We start from the raw sequence: 19660 nt of genomic DNA, 5'->3' as shown, positions 1-19660 counted from the left end.
CACTTGGCAACTCGGCGGATTCACGTGTTTCTGGCGACGAATCGACGGAACAGCGGCCAGGCGATGGCTACGTTGTAAACGACGCCGATGAAGAAGTACGGCCACCACACGTCGTGCTCGCTCGCCACCCAGAAGGCTTTGGCGGCCCAGTACGGCGGCAGCACACCAAAAGCCAGGTTCCAGGCGGAATCAATGAACCAGGGCAGGCACGGCAGCCCTGCTATCAACATGCCCAGCGCGCGGACCATGGCGATGCCCTGAATCTTGTTGTTGGCCACCGCGACGATCAGCAGGGTCGTCACGACCGCCGACAAACCGGCGAGCACGCCGATCGGCACCAGTGCGGGAAGGAGACCGGGCTGGAGTACGCCGCTGAACGACAGCGTCGCGATGACGTAAACGGTCGTGACCACCATGACCGTGACCGCGCGGTAAGTGAAGAAGGCCGGCAGTGGCACCGGTGTCACCCGTAGCGCGGCGAGTGTCCCCGCGTCGACCTCATCGAGGACCAGGAACGCTGCTAGCCCCCCGGCGATGATGACGCTGGTCAGCAGCAGAAAAGCGGTAAGCACCAGTGGGTAGTACGGCGTCAGGTCGAACTCGTACCGGGCAGCCAGCATCTCGGTGAACAACGGGGTCAGCATGTGGACCGCGGCGGTCCAGATGACAGGAGCGATGACGATCATCACCAGCAGCGGATCGCGATACGAACCACGAATATCGTTGCGGGCGAAGGCCGCAAGAACCTTCCCCGCGGATGCCGGAGCAGTCATCACAGCCCTCCCGACTTCGCTACCACGTACCGTCCGAACAGAGCTTTGGCTGCCCAGCTCAACGCGGCGGCGCACGCAATCGGATACGCCACCGAGTACGCGAACTGCCACGGCATCAGCGCCACTTGGTCGAATGCCGCACCGAGCAGCAGTAACGGCCCCAGCGTGGGGATCAGATACACCACTGGGTTCGCCCATACTCCTGCGAAGTACAGCACCGGCAGACCCGACATCACCGCGAGCGGGATCGTCGCCGACATGAACCAGTCGCTGACCGACGTGAACGGCAATGACGTGATGAACCCGACCAGGAGCATCAACACCGTTCCGAGCACCACACCGACGATTAATGGGACCGGACGGTAGGCGAATCCGTGCGCGACAGACACCACCACCAGCGCGACGAATAGCGAAATCATCAACAGCAGGGCAACTTTTGCGCTCAAGTACTCCCAGAAGCGCAACGGCGTCGATATCACCGCGCTCAGAGTGCGCTCCTGCTTCTCGAAGAACACCGATCCGCCGATGAAGAAGAACCCGATGATCGCGATGTCTCCCAACAGCACATACGGCTCGGCAATCGCACGCAGACGGTGCGGCATCGGCAACAGCACGGCCAACCAGATCAGACCCGAGAAGACCGCCGCGTGAAGAAATTTCTGCCGGATCTGAAGTGTGGCCTCCAGACGCATCGCAGTTACCAAGCGCGTCATGCCAGTTGCCTTCCCGTGGTTTCGACGAAGACGTCGTCGAGGGTGGCTTCGCGACTGTGAATGGTCGCGACGTGGTGGTCTCGTAGCACGGCATGGAACGCCGAGTCGTCGGCCAGGCCGTCCATGGCGAACTCGGCCTCCTCCAGCACGCCGTCAGTGCCGCGAAACTCCACTCGAACCCGACGTTGACTCCGGGCGATTTTGAGCTCCGCGGGCGAGTCCAACGCGACGATACGACCGTCCACCACGAAAGCGACTCTGTCGCAGAGCTCGTCGGCGGTGCTCATGTCGTGAGTGGTGAGAAAAACGGTACGGCCGCGCGACTTGAGGTCGCGGATGATGTCTTTGACCTTACGCGCGTTCACCGGATCGAGCCCCGATGTGGGTTCGTCCAGGAAGAGCAGTTCTGGATCATTGATCAGCGACCTGACGAAAGTCAGCCGCATCTGCATGCCCTTTGAGAACTTGGACACTCGAGTGTGGGCGTCGTTCGCCAGGCCCACCGCATCGAGCAGTTCCATCGGATCCAGTGTGTTCACGCCGTACAGGGACGCGAAGAACTGCAGATTCTCCAACGCGGTGAGTTTTTGGTAGTGGTTCGGCAGCTCGAATGAGACGCCGATCCGCTCGTAGTAGGCGGGCCCCCAGTCAAGAGGGTCCTTGCCCCATACCGCGGCCTCACCGCCATGGCCGCGAAGCAACCCGATGAGCAACTTCTGCGTCGTCGACTTACCGGCTCCGCTGGGACCGAGAAATCCGAAGATCTCGCCGCGGCTGACGGAGAAGTCCATGCCGCGCACGGCCGGCTCGGTCGCCTTCGGATACGTGAACGTGAGATTGCGGACTCGAATGACGTCGGCGGCGGGTGCCGCGGACCTCGCTGACGCTGTAACGGCCTGCATGTGATCGCCTTCCGGGTAGACGGAATCCAGTTCCGACCAGACTTCCCGGAGCACCGCGGGTGACTATACTGAACTTTCAGAAATTTCTGAAGAGTTTTATCGGAGGTTCGGCACGTGGCTGAGGCGATCGACAACCAGGCGGCGGCCGAGCAGTTGGCCCTCGTCCTGTCGACCCACGGGATGCAACGCATGACCGCACGAGTGCTGGCTGCCCTGCTGTTCAGCGATCAACCCACCATGACGATGGGCGAGCTCGGACAACGGTTGCAAGCAAGCTCGGGCGCCATCTCCGGGGCGCTGAAGACGCTCACCGCCGTGGGCGTTGTGGAGCAGGTACCCGCGCCGGGTAGTCGTCGCGACCACTTCCGCCTGCCCGACAACGCGTGGGCAGTGCAGTACACCCACCAGAACGCGGCCCTCGTTGCGGTCTTGGATGCCGCCGAAGCGGGCGTCGCCGCGACGAAGGACGGCAGCCTCGCCCGCCAACGTGTCACCGAGATGCGCGACTTCTACAACTTCCTGCTCGACGAGATACCGGCGGTGCTGGACCGGTGGCGAGCCCGATCGAAGACGTAGCGGCCCGACAACTGATGCCACCGCCTACCTTCAAGACGTGATCGTCGAACAGCTGAGCACCGTCGACGCACGCGTCGAGCAGGTATGGGCGCGGGTGGTAACGCCGGAGGGCATCAACGACGAACTGCGGCCGTGGATGACGATGTCGATGCCGCGCGGCGCCGAGGACTTGACGGTCGACACCGTGCCGGTGGGCACGCCGGTCGGGCGCTGCTGGATGCGCCTGTTCGGTGTGCTGCCGTTCGACTACGACCACCTCACCATCGCCGAGCTGTGGCCCGGCCGCGGTTTTCACGAGGAGTCGACGATGCTGTCCATGCGGCTGTGGCGCCACGAGCGCACTCTCGAACCGGATGGTGACGGCAGAACCGTTGTGCGCGATCGCATCACGTTCGAACTCCGTGCACCGCTGCGGGTCTTGACGCCGGTCATCGCCGTCGGGGTCCGCGCACTGTTCGGGCACCGGCACCGCCGCCTTCAGCGGCACTTCGCTGAGCACTAGCGCACGGGTACGCGTCGCTCCCGGTCCGAGGTGGGCCAGACGTACGGCAGATCGTCCGGCACGTCGCCGAAAAGCGGCCGATAGTGCGCCGGATCCTTGCGCACCAGCGCCGACTGGTGGCTGAGGTGGAAGGCTTGCTGCCCCAGCCACGGTGGCAGCTCCCCTGCGGCCGCGAGGTCGCTCTGGTCCCGCGGCGCCTCGCATCCGGTCGCCGCCAGGAGGTCGGCCACCAGCGTGGTCGCGCACGTGTCGGCGTTGCCGACCTCGCACCACACCGCGCAGATGTCCAGGCCGTAGCGCACGAGCGCTTCCTCGTACCCCGCCCACATGGCGACCGCGGGGTGGTGGCGCCAGCCGTAGTCGGCGACTGTGAGGCCGCGGAGTACCTGGATGGTCTCCACCCGCTGCTTTCCCAGTCGTTTCGTGTCGAGGACCCGGGCCGACTCGACGAACCCGGTGTACGGCAGAAACGTCTGCATCCCGGTGGGGTACCCCGATTTCAGCGGGTGAGCACCGCGACGCACTCCACGTGGTGCGTCAACGGGAACGAGTCGAAGACCCGCAGCTCCTCGACGACGTAACCGTGACCACGGTACAAGCCGACATCGCGCGCGAAAGAGGCTGCCTCGCAACCGATGTGGATGACTCGCGGTACGTCGGCCGCGGCAAGAAGGTCGATCACGTCGCGGCCTGCCCCGGTTCTCGGCGGATCGAGCACCGCGACGTCCGCGCGCTGACGCAGCCCGGCCAGCGCGCGACGCACCGAGTCGGTCACCACCGTCACCCACGGGAGGTCGGCCAGCGCCGCCCTCGCCGAGCGTGACGCGCCGCGCGACGTGTCGACGGTGATCACCTCCCCGGTTTCGCCGACTGCCGCCGCAAGCGTCGCCGCGAACACCCCGGCACCGCCGTAGAGGTCCCACGCCGTCATACCGGCACGCAGCTGCGCCCACTCGGCAATCAGCTCGCTGTAGGTCCTCGCGGCGTCCCGGTGGGACTGCCAGAACGCGGTCACCGGCACCCGCCATTCTCGCGACCCGACCCGCTGCACAGCCTCGTACTCGCCTTCGACCACCTGGGTCGCCATCCCGCGGCCGGCCTGCACGACGTGCCTGCTGCCGTGGTCGTCGACCACCACGTGCACGTGCGCACCGGCGGGCCAGGACACATCGGGCAGACCGTCGAGCAGGCCGGCCGGCAGCTGCGCGCAGTTCAGGTCGGTGACCAATTCCGCACTGTGATAGCGATGAAAGCCCGGCCGGCCGTCGTCGGTGGTGTCCAGCCGCACCCGGGTCCGCCAGCCGGTGGCGCCGACGTCGCCCACCGGCTCAGCCTGCGCGTCACTCTCGTCGCGCCACGGGTAGCCGCCGAGCCGCGCCAACTGGTTGGCGACGACGGCGCCCTTCAGCCGCCGGGTGGCCGACGGCTCGACGAAGGCCATGTCGCAGCAGCCGGCGCCGTGGACCCCCGCGATCGGGCAGATCGACTCGACACGGTCGACCGACGGATCGATCACCTCGACAACATCTGCGTGCCAATAGGATCCGCGATCGCTGACGACGCGGACCCGCACCGTTTCACCGGGCAGCGCGTAGCGCACGAACACGACTCGCCCTTCGTGGCGCGCGACGCAGCTGCCGCCGTTGGCGGCGGGGCCCGTAGTCAGGACGAGCTCGGACACAGCAGACGCATCGCTCACTCCAGGAAGCCCCTGCGCGCGTCGCCGGGAGCGGACTGCGGCTGGAGTGTCTTGAGCCGCTCAGACGAGCTCAACTGCCAGGGCACCGACGTCACCATCACGTTGGGTTCGAACAGCAGTCGGCCCTTGAGTCGCAACGCACTCTGGTTGTGCAGGACCTGCTCCCACCAATGCCCGACGACGTACTCCGGGATGAACACCGTCACGACGGTGCGCGGCGACTCCTTGGTGACGCGCTTGACGTAGTCGAGCACGGGACGGGTGATCTCCCGATAGGGCGAGGCGATCACCTTCAGCGGCACGCTGATGTCGCTGTCCTCCCACTTGTGCACCAGCTCACGCGTTTCCGCGTCGTCGACACTGACGGTGATCGCTTCGAGTGTGTCGGGCCGGGTGGCGCGCGCGTACGCCAGCGCCCGCAGGGTCGGCAGGTGCAACTTGGACACCAGAACCACCGCGAAGTTGCGGCTGGGCAGCACGATGTCGTCGGCTTCGGCCGCCTGCTTCTCGAGTTCGCGTGCGACGGTCTCGTAGTGCCGGTGGATGGCTTTCATCAAAGCGAACAGAGCGGCCATCGCCAGTATGGCGATCCACGCGCCGGACACGAATTTGGTCACCACGACGATGACGAGCACGGTGCCCGTGCACGTGAGCCCGATCCCGTTGATGATCCGCGACCGCATCATCTTTCGCCGCGCGTCGGCGTCGGTCTCGGTGCGCAGCAGTCGCGTCCAGTGCCGGACCATGCCGATCTGACTGAGGGTGAACGACACGAACACTCCGACGATGTACAACTGGATCAGCGCGGTGACCTCGGCGCGGAACGCGACGACGAACGCGACGGCCGCGAACGCCAGAAACAGGATGCCGTTGGAGAAGGCCAACCTGTCGCCGCGGGTGTGCAGCTGGCGCGGAAGGTAACGGTCTTGAGCGAGAATCGATCCGAGGACAGGGAACCCGTTGAACGCGGTATTGGCGGCCAGGATCAGGATCAACGCCGTGACGCCTGCAATGAGGTACAGCGCCACCGGGAAGTCGTGGAACACCGCGTCGGCCAGCTGCGCGATCAGCGTCTTCTGGTGGTAGTCCGGCGGCGCGCCGACCAGTTGCTCATGCGGCCGCTCGGCGATCTGCACACCGGTCTCCTTGGCCAGCAGGATGATCCCCATGAACAGCGTGATCGCTATCGCGCCGAGAAGCGCCAGCGTGGTTGCGGCGTTGCGCGACTTGGGTTTCTGGAACGCAGGCACCCCGTTGCTGATCGCCTCCACACCGGTCAGCGCTGCGCTGCCCGACGAGAACGCCCGCGCGACGAGGAACACCAGCGCGAAGCCGAGGATCTCGCCGTGTTCGGAGTGCATTTCGAAATCGGCCGACTCCGCCCGCAGCGGTGTGTCGAGCACGAAGATCTGAAACAGGCCCCAGCCCAGCATGATGAACATGCCGACCATGAACGCGTACGTGGGAACGGCGAAGGCAGTCCCCGACTCACGGATGCCGCGCAGGTTGATCGATGCGAGCAACAGGATCGCGATGACGGCGAAGAGCACCTTGTGCTGGTTGATGAACGGGACCGCCGAGCCGATGTTGGCCATGGCCGACGACATCGACACCGCGACCGTCAGCACGTAGTCGACCAGCAGCGCGCTGGCCACCGTCAGCCCCGCGGTGCCACCCAGGTTGGTGGTCACCACTTCGTAGTCGCCGCCGCCCGACGGATAGGCATGCACGTTCTGCCGATAGCTGGCGATCACGATGAGCATCACGACCGCAACGGCCAGCCCGATCCACGGCGCCATCGAGTAGGCGGTCAGCCCGGCGACCGAGAGCACCAGGAAGATCTCCTCGGGTGCATAGGCCGTCGACGACAGCGCGTCGGATGCGAACACCGGCAGCGCGATCCGCTTGGGCAGGAGGGTGTGCGACAGCCTGTCGCTTCGAAACGGCCTCCCGAGAAGAAGGCGGCGCGCGACGGTGGAAAGCTTGGACACGAGAGCCAAGGGTAAGCGCAGGAGCGATTGGCTGTAGCGTTCCGAGTGCCCGGGTTGGACCGACAGTTCAAGCTCAAGCCGGAAAGGACCGTCAGTTGCGTGTAGTGGTGATGGGTTGCGGTCGGGTGGGTGCTTCGCTGTCGGACAGTCTGGCGCGCATCGGTCACGATGTCGCCGTCATCGACCGCGACAGCACGGCGTTCCACCGCCTGTCCCCCGAATTCCCCGGCGAACGCGTCCTCGGCATGGGCTTCGACCGCGACGTGTTGCTGCGCGCGGGCATCGAGGAGGCAGGCGCATTTGCGGCAGTCTCCTCCGGCGACAACTCCAACATCATCTCCGCGCGGGTGGCCCGCGAGACCTTCGCGGTGGAGCGCGTGGTGGCGCGCATCTACGACGCCAAGCGCGCCGCGGTCTACGAGCGGCTCGGAATCCCGACCGTCGCGACCGTGCCGTGGACCACCGACCGTCTGCTCAACGTGCTGACGCGCGAGACCGAGACCACCAAATGGCGCGACCCGTCGGGCAACGTCGGCCTGACCGAACTGGCGTTGCACGAGGACTGGGCGGGCCACCGGATCACCGATCTCGAATCCGCCACCGGCGGCCGGGTCGCCTTCGTGATCCGTTTCGGCGCCGGGCATCTCCCCGACCCCAGGACCGTCGTGCAGGCCGGAGATCAGGTCTTCATGGCCGCAATCGCGGGTCACATCGCCGAGGCGCTGGCCATCGCCGCGCTGCCCCCGAGCGAGGACAGCGAGGCGAAATGAAGGTCGCCATCGCAGGAGCCGGTGCGGTCGGCCGGTCCATCGCCCGCGAACTGGTCGACAACCACGACGTCACGCTCCTCGAGCGCAACCCCGACCACATCGATGTCGACGCAATCCCGGCGGCACGGTGGCGCCTCGGCGACGCGTGCGAGCTCAGCCTGCTCGAGTCGGTGGGGCTCGAGGAGTTCGACGTCGTGATCGCGGCCACAGGCGACGACAAGGCCAACGTGGTCGTCAGCCTGCTCGCCAAGACCGAATTCGCCGTGCCGCGGGTGGTGGCCCGCGTCAACGATCCGCGCAACGAATGGCTCTTCGACGAGAACTGGGGCGTCGACGTCGCGGTGTCCACTCCGCGCATGCTCGCCTCCCTCGTCGAGGAAGCCGTCGCCGTGGGTGACCTGGTGCGGCTGATGGAGTTCCGCAAGGGGCAGGCCAACCTCGTCGAGATCACCCTGCCCGACGACACGCCGTGGGGCGGCAAGCCGGTCAAGCGACTCGAACTGCCTCGCGACTGCACGCTCGTGACGATCCTGCGCGGGCCCCGCGTGATCGTGCCCGAGTCCGACGAACCTCTCGAGGGCGGCGACGAACTGCTGTTCGTGGTCATCGCCGACGCCGAGGACGACCTGCGCGACCTGTTGCTCAACGCCAACACCCGTTGAGGCGTGCGGGCGTCAGCCCGTCGCGTACGACGGCGGAGGGGTGGCCCGGTCATGGCAGTTGGCGGCCGATTGCGGCGAGACACGGGTGAAGTCGCACTGCTCGTTACGGATGCCCACCGCGCTGATGAGTCCGGCCACCGCGAACAATCCGGCCGTCACAAGGACGCCCTGCCGGAAGCCCTCGAAATCTGCTACGCCGCCGAGGATCACACCCGCGAAGGCGATCGCGATAAGACCCGAGATGCGGGACACGGCGTTGTTGATCGCCGACCCGACGCCGCTCTGCGCGGGATCGACGGCGGCCAGGATCGCGGCGGTCAGTGGCGAGACGGTGATGGTCAGGCCGAGGCCGAACACCACCAGCCCCGGCAGCATCTGGGTGGCGAAGTCGAACGGCTCGCGCACGGTGGCCATCAGCGCGTAACCGACCGCCGCCACCAGCGGGCCGACCGTCATGAACAAGCGGGGGCCGTGCTTGCCCGCCAGCATGCCGAAATGCCGCGACAGAAGGAACGACAGCACGGGAATCGGCAGTGTCGCCAGACCCGCCTCGGTGGCCGACAGGCCCGCCGTCTCCTGCAGGAACAGCGCGACGATCAGCATCCCCAGCGACACCGCCGCGTAGAAGAACACGGTGGCCAGGTTGCCGACGGCGAAATTGCGGGCGGCGAAGATGTGCAGCGGCATCATCGGATGCGGGGTGCGGCGCTCCCACCACGGGAATGCCAGCAGGCACGCGGCCCCGGCGACAAGGGTTGCCGCCACCGCCGGATGCGAGAAGCCGAGCCGTTGGCCTTCGATCAGTCCGTACACCAGTGCGGTGAGCCCGGCCGCGTTGAACACCGCCCCGACCACGTCGATACGTCCCGAACCGCCCGGCGCGGCAGCGAATTCGTCGGCCGGCAGCCTGGTCGTCAGGTACAGCGTCACGACCAACGGCACGATGTTGACGCCGAAGACCCACCGCCAATTGAGCGCGTCGACCAACAGGCCACCGAGCGGCGGGCCAACCACGAAGGCCGTCCCGGTCCACGCGGTCCACGTACCGATCGCGCGGGCCTGCGCGGCGCCGGAGAAGCGGGCGTTGAGCATCGCCAGCGAGCTGGGCACGAGGAAGGCCGCGCCGACGCCCTGCAGGCAGCGTGCAGCGACCAGCATCCAGCCTTCGGTCGCGACCGCGCACAGAACCGAGGCGACCGCGAAAACCCATAGCCCGACCCGCAGCACGGAGAGCCGGCCGAATTGATCCGAGATCGCCCCAGCGACCAGGATCAGCGCGCCGAGAGTCAGCAGGTAGCCGTCGACCACCCACTGCTGCAGCGCGAGGCCAGCCAGTCCGGGGCGCGCGAATTCGTCGTTGATCGCGGGCAGCGCGAGGTTGACCACCGACCCGTCGAGGAACGCCACAAACGAGGCCAGCACGGCGACCGCGATCAGCGGCCGGTCGGCACCGGTCTCAGTGGGCATCCGGTTGGGCCATGTCTCCGTGTTCGGTTGTGGTACTGGGGGTTTCGTCGCCCTGCGCTCGGGCACGAATGGCGCGTTGCGCGACGCGGATCGCCAGATACGTCACGAGCGCGGCCACCGCGGTGAGGGGCCAGCCCATGGCAATGCGCGCGACCCCCAGCCAGCCCGTCTGGTCTGCGTCGTACAGGTGCTGTTGGACGACGAAGCGCGATGCGAAAACGAGCACCCAGAACAGCGTCGCGATGTCGAATGCGCGCACCGCGCGGCGCACATCACGCCAGTCGCGGTCCGAACCGTTGACCCAGGCCCACGCGTAGCCGACCAACGGACGGCGGATCAGCACCGACAGCGCGAACACCGAGGCCCACAGCAGCGACATCCAGATGCCCCAGAGGAAGTAACCCTTCGACTCCCCCGTCGCATAGGCGATCAACGCGCATATTCCGACGCCGATGAAGCCGGAGATCGCCGGTTGCATGGTCTCGCGGCGGACCAGGCGCCACACCAGGATGGCCGCGGCCACACCGAGCGCCGCGTAGATAGCCGCCGTGAGCCCGAACATCGACGACACCGGCACGAAGGCCGCGACGGGAAGTGACGAATAGATGAGCCCGCTGACGCCGCCCGCCTGCTCGAGGACGGCGTGGGCTTTCGAAGTCTGCTTCCCCGGTTCGGTTCCGGGGTCGCTCACTTTTGGATCTCGTAGTGGGGGTTGTAGATGGCTTTGGTCCCATTCTCGAGCTTGCCGACGCGGCCGTGCACCTTCAGGGTGCGGCCCGATTCGATGCCGGGGATGCGGCGTTGGCCGAGCCAGACGAGCATCACGGAGTCGGTGCCGTCGAACAGTTCGGCCTTCACACCACCCGCGCAGCCCTTGCCGTTACATTCCACACTGCGCAGGGTGCCGACCATGGTCACTTCCTGACCGCGACGGCAATCGATCGCCTTCGAGGCGCCGGTGGAAGCCGCCTCGTCACTGAGCTCCTCGACGTCGAGCTGCTCCGGGTCTTCCGTCAGCCGGCGGGTGAGCCGGCGCAGATACCCTTCGGCCGTGGCCATGGCCTCTCCTGACTTCCGCAGATCCACCATGGATCTACCCAATCCAACGCCACGGTAGACCTGTTGGTTCCGATTTGCCACGCGGGGTGCGACTCGCCACGCCGACCGAATCGCGGGCAGGGCACGATCGTCTGATGCCGGTCAATCTCCGAGGTGTCACGGCGGTTCTGCTGCCCGGCACCGGCTCCGACGACGACTACGTCTTCCGCGCTTTTTCCGGCGCGCTGCACGAACTGGGCGCGTCGCTTGTGACCCCGCCGCCGCAGCCGCACCGCCTTGTCGACGGCTACCGCGCGGCACTCGACCAAGCCGCACGATCCGCGCCGATCGCTGTCGGTGGCGTGTCGATCGGCGCCGCGGTGGCCGTGGAATGGGCGCTGGCCCGTCCGAGCCGCGCGGTGGCCGTGATGGCCGCGTTGCCGGCGTGGACCGGTGCGCCGCAGTCCGCTCCGGCGGCGCTGACGGCGCGCCACTCCGCCGAGGCGCTGCGCCGCGACGGATTGGGCGCGACCACCGCGGCGATGCGGGCGTCGAGCCCGCAGTGGCTCGCCGACGAGTTGACCCGGTCGTGGGCCGGGCAGTGGCCGTCGCTGCCGGAGGCCATGGAGCAGGCCGCCGCTTACGTCGCGCCGAGCCGCGCCGCGTTGGAGCGGCTCGCGGTGCCGATGGGCGTCGCGGCCGCCACCGACGATCCGGTGCACCCGCTCGAGGTGGCGTTGGAGTGGGTGTCGGCCGCGCCCCTGGCCGCGTTGCGCACCGTCACACTCGACGACATGGGTGCCGACCCGGCTGTGCTCGGCGCAGCATGCGTGGCGGCCTTACAGGCGGCGGCTACCCATCAGGGCCCTTGACGCCGAGATCTACCCGCCCGTGATGGTGCGCAATTGCTGCATGGCCGAGCCCTGGGCACTTCGCCGCGCGGCCGGCTCGGGAGGCGCCGGCGCTGCGTCGCCCTGCTGCGCTTGCTGGGCCGCGGCCTGCTCGGCCGCGGCCCGCAGTTGATTCGCCATCGGCTCGGGCAGCTGCACGGGCAGCGGCGTGCGGACCGGCAAGGGGGTGTCGCCGCGACGAACAACGGTGTCGGTCAACGCATCTCGCGCTTCCTGGGCCAACGCGTCGATCTTGTCCTGCGCGCCGTTGACGACGCAGCGGATCATCCACCGGTAGCCGTCGACGCCGATGAAGCGCACCACGCCGGTCTGGCCACCCTGGTCAGGCGCGGCGATGCCGACGACCTCGCGGCCCCACGGACCGTCCTCGATGCTGACCTTCCCGACGTCCTTGCGCAGTGAGTCGGCGAGTTCGGTAGCGACGTCGCGCCACAGGCCGGCGGTCTTGGGCGCGGCGTAGGCGGCGATGGTGAACCGGCCGTTGGGCGTGACGACCCAGACCGCGCTGGGCACCCCCTGCTGCGAGAGCTCGACCTGGACTTGGCCGGCCTCGGGCATCGGGATCAACACCGACCCCAGATCGAGGCGCCCGACCGCCGCGGCCGCCGGATCGTCGAAGTCGTCTTCGTCGAACGGACCGTCGAGGTCGCCGTCGTCCGGGTCGGGCGTCGTCGTGACCTCGTCGCCGATGTCGCCCTTGTCGTCGTTGCGCCGCTTACCGAATGCCATCACAAACTCGCATGTCCGCCGGAGGAACCGTGGCCGCCATCGCCACGGGAAGTGTCAGAAAGGCCCGCTTCGTCAAATGACGTCACCTCGACCAGCTCGGGCAGCTCCACCCGCTGGATCAACAGCTGCGCGATCCGGTCGCCGCGGCTCACGACGATGGGCTCACGAGGATCGAGGTTGATCAGCGAGACCTTGACCTCGCCCCGATAGCCGGCGTCGATGGTGCCCGGACTGTTGACGATCGAAAGGCCCACGCGCGCAGCCAAACCCGAACGCGGGTGCACCAATCCGACCATCCCGTGCGGGACCGCGACCGCAATCCCGGTCGGCACGAGCGCGCGCTCGCCGGGCGCGAGTTCGATGTCGAGCGCGCTGAAGAGGTCGACGCCTGCGTCGCCATCATGGGCGCGGCTGGGCATCGGCAGTTCTCGGTCCAGGCGCACGACGGCCAGAGTGGTGGACACGACGTCAGAGATTACTCTTGGCCGCGTGTCCGACACGCGCGCCACGTCGCAAACCGTGCGTTACCGCGAACGGTTGTGGGTGCCGTGGTGGTGGTGGCTGCCGGGCTTCGGCTTGGCCGCACTCATCGCACTCGAGGTCAATCAGGGCGTGCCGGCGTTGCCGATCTGGCTGCCGTATGCGGTGTTGCTGCCGGTCGCGGCTGTCGCACTGCTGTGGATGGGCAAGACCGAGGTGCGGGTGATGGGCACAACCGACGCCGTCGAACTCTGGGTAGGCGCGGCGCATCTTCCGGTCAGTGTCGTGTCGCGCTCGGCCGAGGTGCCGCGGAGCGCGAAATCCGCCGCGCTGGGCCGCCAGCTCGACCCGGCCGCGTTCGTCGTGCACCGGGCATGGGTCGGCCCGATGGTTCTGCTTGTGCTCGACGATCCCGACGATCCGACTCCGTACTGGCTGGTGAGCTGCCGCCGCCCGGACCGGGTGCTGGCAGCCCTGAAGGACTAGCAGTCTCAGGCGGCGCAGTCCGAGCAGATCATCATGCCGTTCTTCTCGCTGGCCAGACGGCTGCGGTGATGCACCAGGAAGCAACTCGAGCAGGTGAACTCGTCGGCCTGCTTCGGGACGACCCGTACCGACAACTCCTCGCCGGACAGGTCGGCGCCGGGAAGTTCGAAATTCTCCGCGGATTCGGACTCGTCGACGTCCACCACCGCCGACTGCGCCTCGTTGCGGCGCGCCTTCAGTTCCTCGAGCGAATCCTCGGAAACCTCGTCGCTCTCGGTGCGCCGCGGGGCGTCGTAATCGGTAGCCATCGTCTCGTCCCCTCCGTGAAGCCTTGCAGCAGAGCTTTGTACCAGCGTCGAACGCATGCGCCAAATGATTCGTGCCCGTATTGGTACCCGTTCTTCTGTGATTTATGTCACAACACTGATGGTGCCGCTGGAAGCGTGCAGCTACGAGCGCCGTAGAGTGCTCACGTGGTCGCGCAAATCACTGACGGCACCGCCTTCGACAGGCACGGTCGACCGTTCCGCCGGCGCAATTTCCTGCCGGGCATCCTGATGTTCGTCGCCCTAGCCGTCGTCACGCTCCTGGTGTGGACCGTCGCGCTGAACCAAACCGCCGAGGTCCAGGAAGCCGCAGTGTGCAACCCGCCGCCGGCGGCGACCGATCCGAATGCGCCGCCCCCGGCACTGGGCGAGCAGGTGTCCCGCGCCGACATGACCGAGGTCATGCCGGCCAAGCTCGCCGACACGAGGATCCGGGTCTTCAACGCCAGCGGGCAGGGTGGGCAGGCCGCCGAAGTGGCCGGCGCGCTGCGCGACCTCGGGTTCGCCGAGCCGACGGCGGCCAACGACCCCATCTATGTCAACGCCCGACTCGAGTGCCAGGGCCAGATCCGGTTCGGTCCGTCGGGCCGCGCCGCCGCCGCGGCGGTCTGGCTCGTCGCCCCGTGCACCGAGCTCTACCAGGACCAACGCAGCGACGACACGGTCGACTTCGCGATCGGCACGGGGTTCAGCGAACTCAGTCGCGGCGACGACATCGACGCGGTGCTGGCCAGCCTCCGCCCGGATGCGACGCAAGCCGCCGACGGGGCGCTGTTGTCGGAGATTCACACCGCGGCATGCTGACTGTCGTTGCAGCGCCGATGAATCGACCTAGGGCGCGCCGGCGCGCAGCAATGCCTCGTTGAGGGCGTCGGCGATGCCCGGCGCGGCCGCGACCACGAAGCCGGCATCTCCCTCGGCGGGCGGCAGCCGCACCGCCGCTCCGGCCTCGGCGGCGATCAATGCGCCTGCGGCCCAGTCCCAGACGTGGACGCCGTCTTCGTAATACCCGTCGATCTGGCCCGCGGCCACCATGCACAGATCGAGCGCGCACGACCCCATGCGCCGCACGTCGCGCACCTCCGGCAGCAGCGTGGCGAGGATCCCGGCCTGCCGGACCCGCTGCGCGGGATCGTACGAAAAGCCGGTGCCCACCAACGACATCGACAGCTCGGTGGCGCCGGTGGTCCGCAGTGGCGTCGTCACACCCGCCCGCAGCAGATGCGCACCGTGGCCCACCGCGGCCGAGTACACCGCGCCGGCCGCCACGTTGGCGACCGCGCCGGCCACCGACACGCCCTCGCGTTGCACACCCACCGACACCGCGTACATCTCGAGGCCGTAGACGAAGTTGACCGTGCCGTCGATGGGGTCCAGTACCCACGTCAGCCGACCGTCGGCGCTGGCGGGGGTGCCGCCCTCCTCCTCGCCGAAGACGTGCTCGCCCGGGCGCAGTTCGGCCAGGCGCTCGCGCAGCAACCGTTCGGTTTCGGTGTCGACGACCGTGACGGGGTCGGTCGGTGTGCTCTTGGCGCGCACCGCCGACGCGGGGTTGTCGCGGTGCCCGTCGCCGAAGACCTCGGCACGGCGGCGCCGCACGAAGTCCGCGGCCTCGGCGGCGAGTCGCTCGGCAAGCGAGCGCAGCAAGACGGGATCGGTGTCCATGTCGACCACTGCTCTATCGCAGCACACGAGGTATCGAGCCACTAAGGTTGTGCTGCGCGTCGCACTGCCGGGCTGAACTGAAGGAGCGCCGATGTCCGCCACCGAGTCCCCCGCTGCCACGACCGGAGGGGGTCAGCGCCGCGGATTCGGCATCGACGTGGGCGGCAGCGGTGTCAAAGGCGGCATCGTCGACCTGGACACCGGGCAACTGATCGGCGAGCGCTTCAAGCTCGAGACCCCCCAACCGGCCACCCCCGACGCCGTCGCCCAGACCGTCGCCGCGGTGGTCAAGGAGTTCGGGTGGACCGAGAAACTCGGCGTCACCTATCCCGGAGTGGTTGACAACGGGATCGTGCGCACCGCCGCCAACGTCGACAAGCGCTGGCTCGGGGTGAACGTGCGCGACGCGTTCGCCGCGGCGCTGGACGGCCAGCCGGTCACCGTCCTCAACGACGCCGACGCCGCCGGACTGGCCGAGGAGAAGTTCGGCGCAGGCAGGGACAACACCGGGGTCATCGTGCTGCTGACCTTCGGCACCGGCATCGGTTCGGCGGTGATCCACAACGGCGTGCTGCTGCCCAACACGGAGTTCGGCCACATCGAGGTCGGCGGCAAGGAGGCCGAGCATCGCGCGGCGTCGTCGGTCAAGGAACGCAAGGACTGGAGCTACGAGCGCTGGACCCAGGAGGTCACCAAGGTGCTGGTGGCGATCGAGAACGCGATCTGGCCCGACCTGTTCATCGCCGGCGGCGGAATCAGCCGCAAGGCCGACAAGTGGGTTCCGCTGTTGAAGAACCGTGTACCGGTGGTGGCGGCGGCCCTCCAGAACACCGCAGGCATCGTCGGTGCGGCGATGGCCGCCGACGTCGACGTCACAGCTACTGCCAAGTAGCCACGCGCGGAACCCATGGATTTGCCGCTCAGGGCGGCAACAGCACACACTGTCGTTACAATGGTCAACGGCGGCCGCAGCCCGGATAGCGGCGACATCAAAACCGCCGATATCCGACAGCCGACATTTTCTGATGGCGCACGACCATGCCCACCGGATTCCAGCAAGACGAAAGGGTGTACGTGGCAGCGACAAAGGCAAGCCCGGCAACCGACGAGCCGGTGAAGCGCACCGCTACCAAGACCCCCGCGAAGAAGGCCTCGGCGGCCAAGGCCGCTAACGGAGCGGCACCAGCCAAGAAGGCCGCCAAGACTCCCGCGTCAGGTACCGCGGCGAAGAGCCGTTCGGCGGCTAAGCCCGCCAAGACGGCCGCGACCAAGGCCGCTCCCGCCAAGCGCGCACCGAAGACCAAGGCCGCCGCCGCTCCCAAGGGCCGGGCGAAGAAGGCCACGTCGGGCGAGCCGGACACCACCGCGGCCGATCTCGAGACCGACGAGCTGGCAACCGAAGACCTCGAAGCCGAGCCCGGCGATGTCATCGAGGTCGAAGAGGCCGACATCGATCTGGAAGATCTCGAAGTCGACGACGACGCGGCCGTGGACGGCAGCGCCGGGGACACCGCCGAAGCCGAGCCGGCCGCCAAGGTGACGAAGGCGAAGCCCGCCGTCGTCGAGGACGACGACATCCCCGAGCCCAGCGACAAGGACAAGGCCTCCGGTGACTTCGTCTGGGACGAGGAGGAGTCCGAGGCGCTGCGCCAGGCCCGCAAGGACGCCGAGCTCACGGCATCGGCCGACTCTGTGCGTGCTTACCTCAAGCAGATCGGCAAGGTCGCGCTGCTCAATGCCGAGGAAGAGGTCGAGCTCGCCAAGCGCATCGAGGCCGGCCTGTACGCCACCCAGCTCATGGCCGAGCTGGCGGACAAGGGCGAGAAGCTGCCCGCCGCGCAGCGCCGCGACATGATGTGGATCTGCCGTGACGGCGACCGCGCGAAAAACCATCTGCTGGAAGCGAACCTGCGTCTGGTGGTGTCACTGGCCAAGCGCTACACCGGCCGTGGCATGGCGTTCCTCGACCTGATCCAGGAAGGCAACCTGGGTCTGATCCGTGCCGTCGAGAAGTTCGATTACACCAAGGGCTACAAGTTCTCGACCTACGCCACATGGTGGATCCGGCAGGCGATCACCCGCGCGATGGCCGACCAGGCCCGCACCATCCGAATTCCAGTGCACATGGTCGAGGTCATCAACAAGCTCGGCCGCATCCAGCGTGAGCTGCTGCAGGACCTGGGCCGCGAGCCCACGCCAGAAGAGCTGGCCAAAGAGATGGACATCACGCCGGAGAAGGTGCTGGAGATCCAGCAGTACGCGCGTGAGCCGATCTCGCTGGACCAGACGATCGGCGACGAAGGCGACTCGCAGCTCGGCGATTTCATCGAGGATTCCGAGGCCGTGGTGGCCGTCGACGCGGTGAGCTTCACGCTGCTTCAGGATCAGCTGCAGTCGGTGCTGGAGACGTTGTCCGAGCGCGAGGCCGGCGTGGTCCGGCTGCGATTCGGCCTCACTGACGGTCAGCCCCGGACCCTGGACGAGATCGGTCAGGTTTACGGCGTGACGCGTGAGCGCATCCGGCAGATCGAGAGCAAGACGATGTCGAAGTTGCGCCACCCCAGTCGGTCTCAGGTGCTGCGCGACTACCTGGACTAGGCGACCACTCGCGACATTAGTCACGTGTGGTCCGACTGGTGGTCAATCCCGCTGAGCATCGCCGGCGGCGTGCTGGTGATGTGGTTGGTTCTGGTGGTCACGTTGTGGACCACTCGGCCCGATGACAGCGGCCTGCGCGACGCACTGCGGCTGCTGCCGGACATCCTGCGCCTGCTCAAGCGATTGGCCGCCGACCCGAATCTGCCACGGCGCGTTCGGGTTTGGCTGGCGTTGCTGCTCGGCTACCTGGCATTACCGATCGATTTGATACCGGACTTCATCCCGGTACTGGGCTACGCAGACGACGCGATCATCGTCGCGCTGGTGCTGCGCTCCGTCACCCGGACCGTCGGCGCCGACGTGCTCGCTCGGCACTGGCCCGGCACGCCCGATGGGCTGGCGGCGCTGCGGCGACTGTGCCGGTTGCCGGACTAGAGGCGACGCCCGTGGTCCGCGCGGTCAACCGGCTGCGCGCCGGGCTCAGCGAGCGGGTTTCCGTCTCGACCGCGTGGTCGACACCGTCACCCCGGTGTCCATCGTCGAGGCATCCCCGATCTAGCGCTTCTTCTCGCGCACCTTGTACGTCGAGGGCCACGACTCGCGGGTTTCGTCACCCGTCAGCGGTATGCCCTTGCTGCCGATCTTGATGTCGTACGCCTCCTTGCCGGGCCCCACTTCCCGGTTGGCGTGCTCTCGGGCCAGATAGATCAGCTGGTCGATCTCCGCCTCGGCGAACGCGACGAACGACGTCTTGCGGACGATGTCGTCGGCCCCCGCCGCGATTCGGTCCGGCAGCACGCGCGTCGCGAAGGCGGCGCCGGCCAACAGCGCGAACGGGACAACCCAGTAGCAGATGAACGACAGCGGCGTCTTGGTGTCGAGGATCGTCGCGTCGCCGTACACGACGGGCGGGATGGCCGACGACACCGTCATGCCGCCGAACGCTGCCACCCAAATCCAGGTCAGCAAGTTGGTGATCTTGGCAAACAGGTCGCTCTTGACGATGTGTGCCGGCTGGCCCACTTCGGCGAATTCACGGACGAACGGCTTGCCGATCAGCGCGCCGGTGAGGGCGACGAGGAAGATGCCGGCATTGCTCAACGGCTGCATCCATCGCTCCATGAACGACTGATCGAGCACGAACGTGAGCACCGTGAGCACCAAAAATGTTGCCAGGCCACCGGTTTCCAACGTTCGGCCCGGACCTCCGCGAACGCGCCCGAGCGTGAACGCTCCCACGGCGACTGCGAGTGCCACCAACACCGCGACGGTGAAGGGGACATTGCCGACGAGAACCCAATAGACGATCCAAGGCGCGAGGCCTAACAAAATGCCCACGATGTGTAAGTGTAGGGAGTCAGGTCCACACCGC

At 67.4% G+C, this 19660-nt stretch carries 24 protein-coding genes; 10 read left to right on the top strand and 14 right to left on the bottom strand.

Annotated features, from left to right (window positions below):
• Window positions 1-20: 20 nt before the first annotated feature.
• The 3 genes from N4S67_RS14115 to N4S67_RS14105 are packed head-to-tail and all read right to left on the bottom strand — an operon-like array spanning window position 21 to window position 2388.
• Complete coding sequence (locus N4S67_RS14115; RefSeq protein ID WP_260993596.1) at window positions 21-773, bottom strand: ABC transporter permease; 753 nt, start codon at window positions 771-773, stop codon at window positions 21-23.
• The gene (locus tag N4S67_RS14110; protein WP_260993595.1) at window positions 773-1486 is read right to left on the bottom strand and encodes an ABC transporter permease; all 714 of its coding nucleotides are present in this window, start codon (window positions 1484-1486) and stop codon (window positions 773-775) included. The genes N4S67_RS14115 and N4S67_RS14110 overlap by 1 nt, the downstream gene beginning before the upstream one ends.
• Window positions 1483-2388, bottom strand: a complete 906-nt coding sequence (locus N4S67_RS14105) for an ABC transporter ATP-binding protein (RefSeq protein ID WP_260994040.1) — start codon at window positions 2386-2388, stop codon at window positions 1483-1485. The genes N4S67_RS14110 and N4S67_RS14105 overlap by 4 nt, the downstream gene beginning before the upstream one ends.
• Window positions 2389-2568: 180 nt before the next feature.
• Between N4S67_RS14105 and N4S67_RS14100 the strand changes: the two genes are divergently transcribed.
• A complete protein-coding gene (locus N4S67_RS14100; protein ID WP_260994039.1) occupies window positions 2569-2964 on the top strand; it encodes a GbsR/MarR family transcriptional regulator in 396 nt (131 codons plus the stop codon).
• A gap of 37 nt (window positions 2965-3001) precedes the next feature.
• Window positions 3002-3466, top strand: a complete 465-nt coding sequence (locus N4S67_RS14095) for a hypothetical protein (protein ID WP_260993594.1) — start codon at window positions 3002-3004, stop codon at window positions 3464-3466.
• Here the strand turns inward: N4S67_RS14095 and N4S67_RS14090 are convergent.
• The 3 genes from N4S67_RS14090 to N4S67_RS14080 are packed head-to-tail and all read right to left on the bottom strand — an operon-like array spanning window position 3463 to window position 7156.
• Window positions 3463-3945 carry an MSMEG_6728 family protein gene (locus N4S67_RS14090; RefSeq protein WP_260993593.1) on the bottom strand — a complete coding sequence of 161 codons (483 nt, stop codon included), beginning with the start codon at window positions 3943-3945 and terminating at the stop codon, window positions 3463-3465. The genes N4S67_RS14095 and N4S67_RS14090 overlap by 4 nt on opposite strands.
• 20 nt (window positions 3946-3965) lie before the next feature.
• The gene (locus tag N4S67_RS14085; protein ID WP_260993592.1) at window positions 3966-5147 is read right to left on the bottom strand and encodes a class I SAM-dependent RNA methyltransferase; all 1182 of its coding nucleotides are present in this window, start codon (window positions 5145-5147) and stop codon (window positions 3966-3968) included.
• A gap of 14 nt (window positions 5148-5161) precedes the next feature.
• Window positions 5162-7156, bottom strand: coding sequence for an APC family permease (locus N4S67_RS14080; RefSeq protein ID WP_260993591.1), 1995 nt, complete (start codon window positions 7154-7156; stop codon window positions 5162-5164).
• A gap of 95 nt (window positions 7157-7251) precedes the next feature.
• Between N4S67_RS14080 and N4S67_RS14075 the strand changes: the two genes are divergently transcribed.
• Window positions 7252-7926 (top strand): potassium channel family protein, encoded by a 675-nt coding sequence (locus N4S67_RS14075; protein WP_260993590.1) that lies wholly within the window; start codon window positions 7252-7254, stop codon window positions 7924-7926.
• Window positions 7923-8588: a potassium channel family protein gene (locus N4S67_RS14070; RefSeq protein WP_260993589.1), complete on the top strand. Its 666-nt coding sequence runs from the start codon at window positions 7923-7925 to the stop codon at window positions 8586-8588. The genes N4S67_RS14075 and N4S67_RS14070 overlap by 4 nt, the downstream gene beginning before the upstream one ends.
• 12 nt (window positions 8589-8600) lie before the next feature.
• Here the strand turns inward: N4S67_RS14070 and N4S67_RS14065 are convergent, their stop codons facing one another.
• The 3 genes from N4S67_RS14065 to N4S67_RS14055 are packed head-to-tail and all read right to left on the bottom strand — an operon-like array spanning window position 8601 to window position 11114.
• Complete coding sequence (locus N4S67_RS14065; RefSeq protein ID WP_260993588.1) at window positions 8601-10055, bottom strand: MFS transporter; 1455 nt, start codon at window positions 10053-10055, stop codon at window positions 8601-8603.
• Complete coding sequence (locus N4S67_RS14060; RefSeq protein ID WP_260993587.1) at window positions 10045-10746, bottom strand: DUF3159 domain-containing protein; 702 nt, start codon at window positions 10744-10746, stop codon at window positions 10045-10047. Before N4S67_RS14060 ends, N4S67_RS14065 begins: the two co-directional genes overlap by 11 nt.
• Window positions 10743-11114, bottom strand: a complete 372-nt coding sequence (locus tag N4S67_RS14055; protein WP_260993586.1) for an OB-fold nucleic acid binding domain-containing protein — start codon at window positions 11112-11114, stop codon at window positions 10743-10745. Before N4S67_RS14055 ends, N4S67_RS14060 begins: the two co-directional genes overlap by 4 nt.
• A 134-nt stretch (window positions 11115-11248) precedes the next feature.
• Here N4S67_RS14055 and N4S67_RS14050 point away from each other — a divergent pair, with 134 nt between their 5' ends.
• Window positions 11249-11965 carry an alpha/beta hydrolase gene (locus N4S67_RS14050; protein ID WP_260993585.1) on the top strand — a complete coding sequence of 239 codons (717 nt, stop codon included), beginning with the start codon at window positions 11249-11251 and terminating at the stop codon, window positions 11963-11965.
• A 9-nt stretch (window positions 11966-11974) separates the two neighbouring features.
• On the opposite strand, the gene N4S67_RS14045 is transcribed toward N4S67_RS14050, so the two are convergent.
• Window positions 11975-12733, bottom strand: coding sequence for a DUF3710 domain-containing protein (locus tag N4S67_RS14045; protein WP_260993584.1), 759 nt, complete (start codon window positions 12731-12733; stop codon window positions 11975-11977).
• On the bottom strand, window positions 12733-13197 hold the full coding sequence (dut, locus tag N4S67_RS14040; RefSeq protein ID WP_260993583.1) for a dUTP diphosphatase: 465 nt from the start codon (window positions 13195-13197) through the stop codon (window positions 12733-12735). Before dut ends, N4S67_RS14045 begins: the two co-directional genes overlap by 1 nt.
• A gap of 25 nt (window positions 13198-13222) precedes the next feature.
• Here dut and N4S67_RS14035 point away from each other — a divergent pair, with 25 nt between their 5' ends.
• Window positions 13223-13699, top strand: coding sequence for a DUF3093 domain-containing protein (locus N4S67_RS14035; protein WP_260993582.1), 477 nt, complete (start codon window positions 13223-13225; stop codon window positions 13697-13699).
• Window positions 13700-13704: 5 nt separating this feature from the next.
• Here the strand turns inward: N4S67_RS14035 and N4S67_RS14030 are convergent, their stop codons facing one another.
• The gene (locus N4S67_RS14030) at window positions 13705-14007 is read right to left on the bottom strand and encodes a DUF4193 domain-containing protein (protein ID WP_260993581.1); all 303 of its coding nucleotides are present in this window, start codon (window positions 14005-14007) and stop codon (window positions 13705-13707) included.
• A 165-nt stretch (window positions 14008-14172) separates the two neighbouring features.
• Here N4S67_RS14030 and cei point away from each other — a divergent pair, with 165 nt between their 5' ends.
• A complete protein-coding gene (gene cei, locus N4S67_RS14025; RefSeq protein ID WP_260993580.1) occupies window positions 14173-14829 on the top strand; it encodes an envelope integrity protein Cei in 657 nt (218 codons plus the stop codon).
• 27 nt (window positions 14830-14856) lie between these two features.
• Here cei and N4S67_RS14020 read toward each other — a convergent pair whose 3' ends face one another.
• Window positions 14857-15690, bottom strand: a complete 834-nt coding sequence (locus tag N4S67_RS14020) for an inositol monophosphatase family protein (RefSeq protein ID WP_313959947.1) — start codon at window positions 15688-15690, stop codon at window positions 14857-14859.
• Between the two features lie 91 nt (window positions 15691-15781).
• On the opposite strand from N4S67_RS14020, the gene ppgK reads away from it, so the two are divergent.
• The 3 genes from ppgK to N4S67_RS14005 all read left to right on the top strand — a co-directional run bounded on the left by ppgK (window position 15782) and on the right by N4S67_RS14005 (window position 18723).
• Window positions 15782-16582, top strand: a complete 801-nt coding sequence (gene ppgK / locus N4S67_RS14015; RefSeq protein WP_260993578.1) for a polyphosphate--glucose phosphotransferase — start codon at window positions 15782-15784, stop codon at window positions 16580-16582.
• A 182-nt stretch (window positions 16583-16764) separates the two neighbouring features.
• A complete protein-coding gene (locus N4S67_RS14010) occupies window positions 16765-18288 on the top strand; it encodes an RNA polymerase sigma factor (RefSeq protein ID WP_260993577.1) in 1524 nt (507 codons plus the stop codon).
• A gap of 24 nt (window positions 18289-18312) precedes the next feature.
• Window positions 18313-18723, top strand: coding sequence for a YkvA family protein (locus N4S67_RS14005; protein ID WP_260993576.1), 411 nt, complete (start codon window positions 18313-18315; stop codon window positions 18721-18723).
• Between the two features lie 120 nt (window positions 18724-18843).
• Here the strand turns inward: N4S67_RS14005 and N4S67_RS14000 are convergent, their stop codons facing one another.
• The gene (locus N4S67_RS14000) at window positions 18844-19626 is read right to left on the bottom strand and encodes a hypothetical protein (protein ID WP_260993575.1); all 783 of its coding nucleotides are present in this window, start codon (window positions 19624-19626) and stop codon (window positions 18844-18846) included.
• Window positions 19627-19660: the final 34 nt, after the last annotated feature.

This window comes from Mycobacterium deserti (genome assembly GCF_025345615.1).
Lineage (GTDB): Bacteria > Actinomycetota > Actinomycetes > Mycobacteriales > Mycobacteriaceae > Mycobacterium > Mycobacterium deserti.
Note: the sequence above shows the minus strand (reverse complement) of the source record. Positions and strands in the feature narration are given on the sequence as shown.

Coding starts and splice junctions, on each gene's coding strand:
- N4S67_RS14115 (WP_260993596.1), bottom strand. CDS start 773: ATGACTGCTCCGGCATCCGCGGGGAAGGTTCTTGCGGCCTTCGCCCGC.
- N4S67_RS14110 (WP_260993595.1), bottom strand. CDS start 1,486: ATGACGCGCTTGGTAACTGCGATGCGTCTGGAGGCCACACTTCAGATC.
- N4S67_RS14105 (WP_260994040.1), bottom strand. CDS start 2,388: ATGCAGGCCGTTACAGCGTCAGCGAGGTCCGCGGCACCCGCCGCCGAC.
- N4S67_RS14100 (WP_260994039.1), top strand. CDS start 2,569: ATGCAACGCATGACCGCACGAGTGCTGGCTGCCCTGCTGTTCAGCGAT.
- N4S67_RS14090 (WP_260993593.1), bottom strand. CDS start 3,945: ATGCAGACGTTTCTGCCGTACACCGGGTTCGTCGAGTCGGCCCGGGTC.
- N4S67_RS14070 (WP_260993589.1), top strand. CDS start 7,923: ATGAAGGTCGCCATCGCAGGAGCCGGTGCGGTCGGCCGGTCCATCGCC.
- N4S67_RS14065 (WP_260993588.1), bottom strand. CDS start 10,055: ATGCCCACTGAGACCGGTGCCGACCGGCCGCTGATCGCGGTCGCCGTG.
- N4S67_RS14055 (WP_260993586.1), bottom strand. CDS start 11,114: ATGGCCACGGCCGAAGGGTATCTGCGCCGGCTCACCCGCCGGCTGACG.
- N4S67_RS14050 (WP_260993585.1), top strand. CDS start 11,249: ATGCCGGTCAATCTCCGAGGTGTCACGGCGGTTCTGCTGCCCGGCACC.
- N4S67_RS14045 (WP_260993584.1), bottom strand. CDS start 12,733: ATGGCATTCGGTAAGCGGCGCAACGACGACAAGGGCGACATCGGCGAC.
- N4S67_RS14030 (WP_260993581.1), bottom strand. CDS start 14,007: ATGGCTACCGATTACGACGCCCCGCGGCGCACCGAGAGCGACGAGGTT.
- N4S67_RS14020 (WP_313959947.1), bottom strand. CDS start 15,690: ATGGACACCGATCCCGTCTTGCTGCGCTCGCTTGCCGAGCGACTCGCC.
- ppgK (WP_260993578.1), top strand. CDS start 15,782: ATGTCCGCCACCGAGTCCCCCGCTGCCACGACCGGAGGGGGTCAGCGC.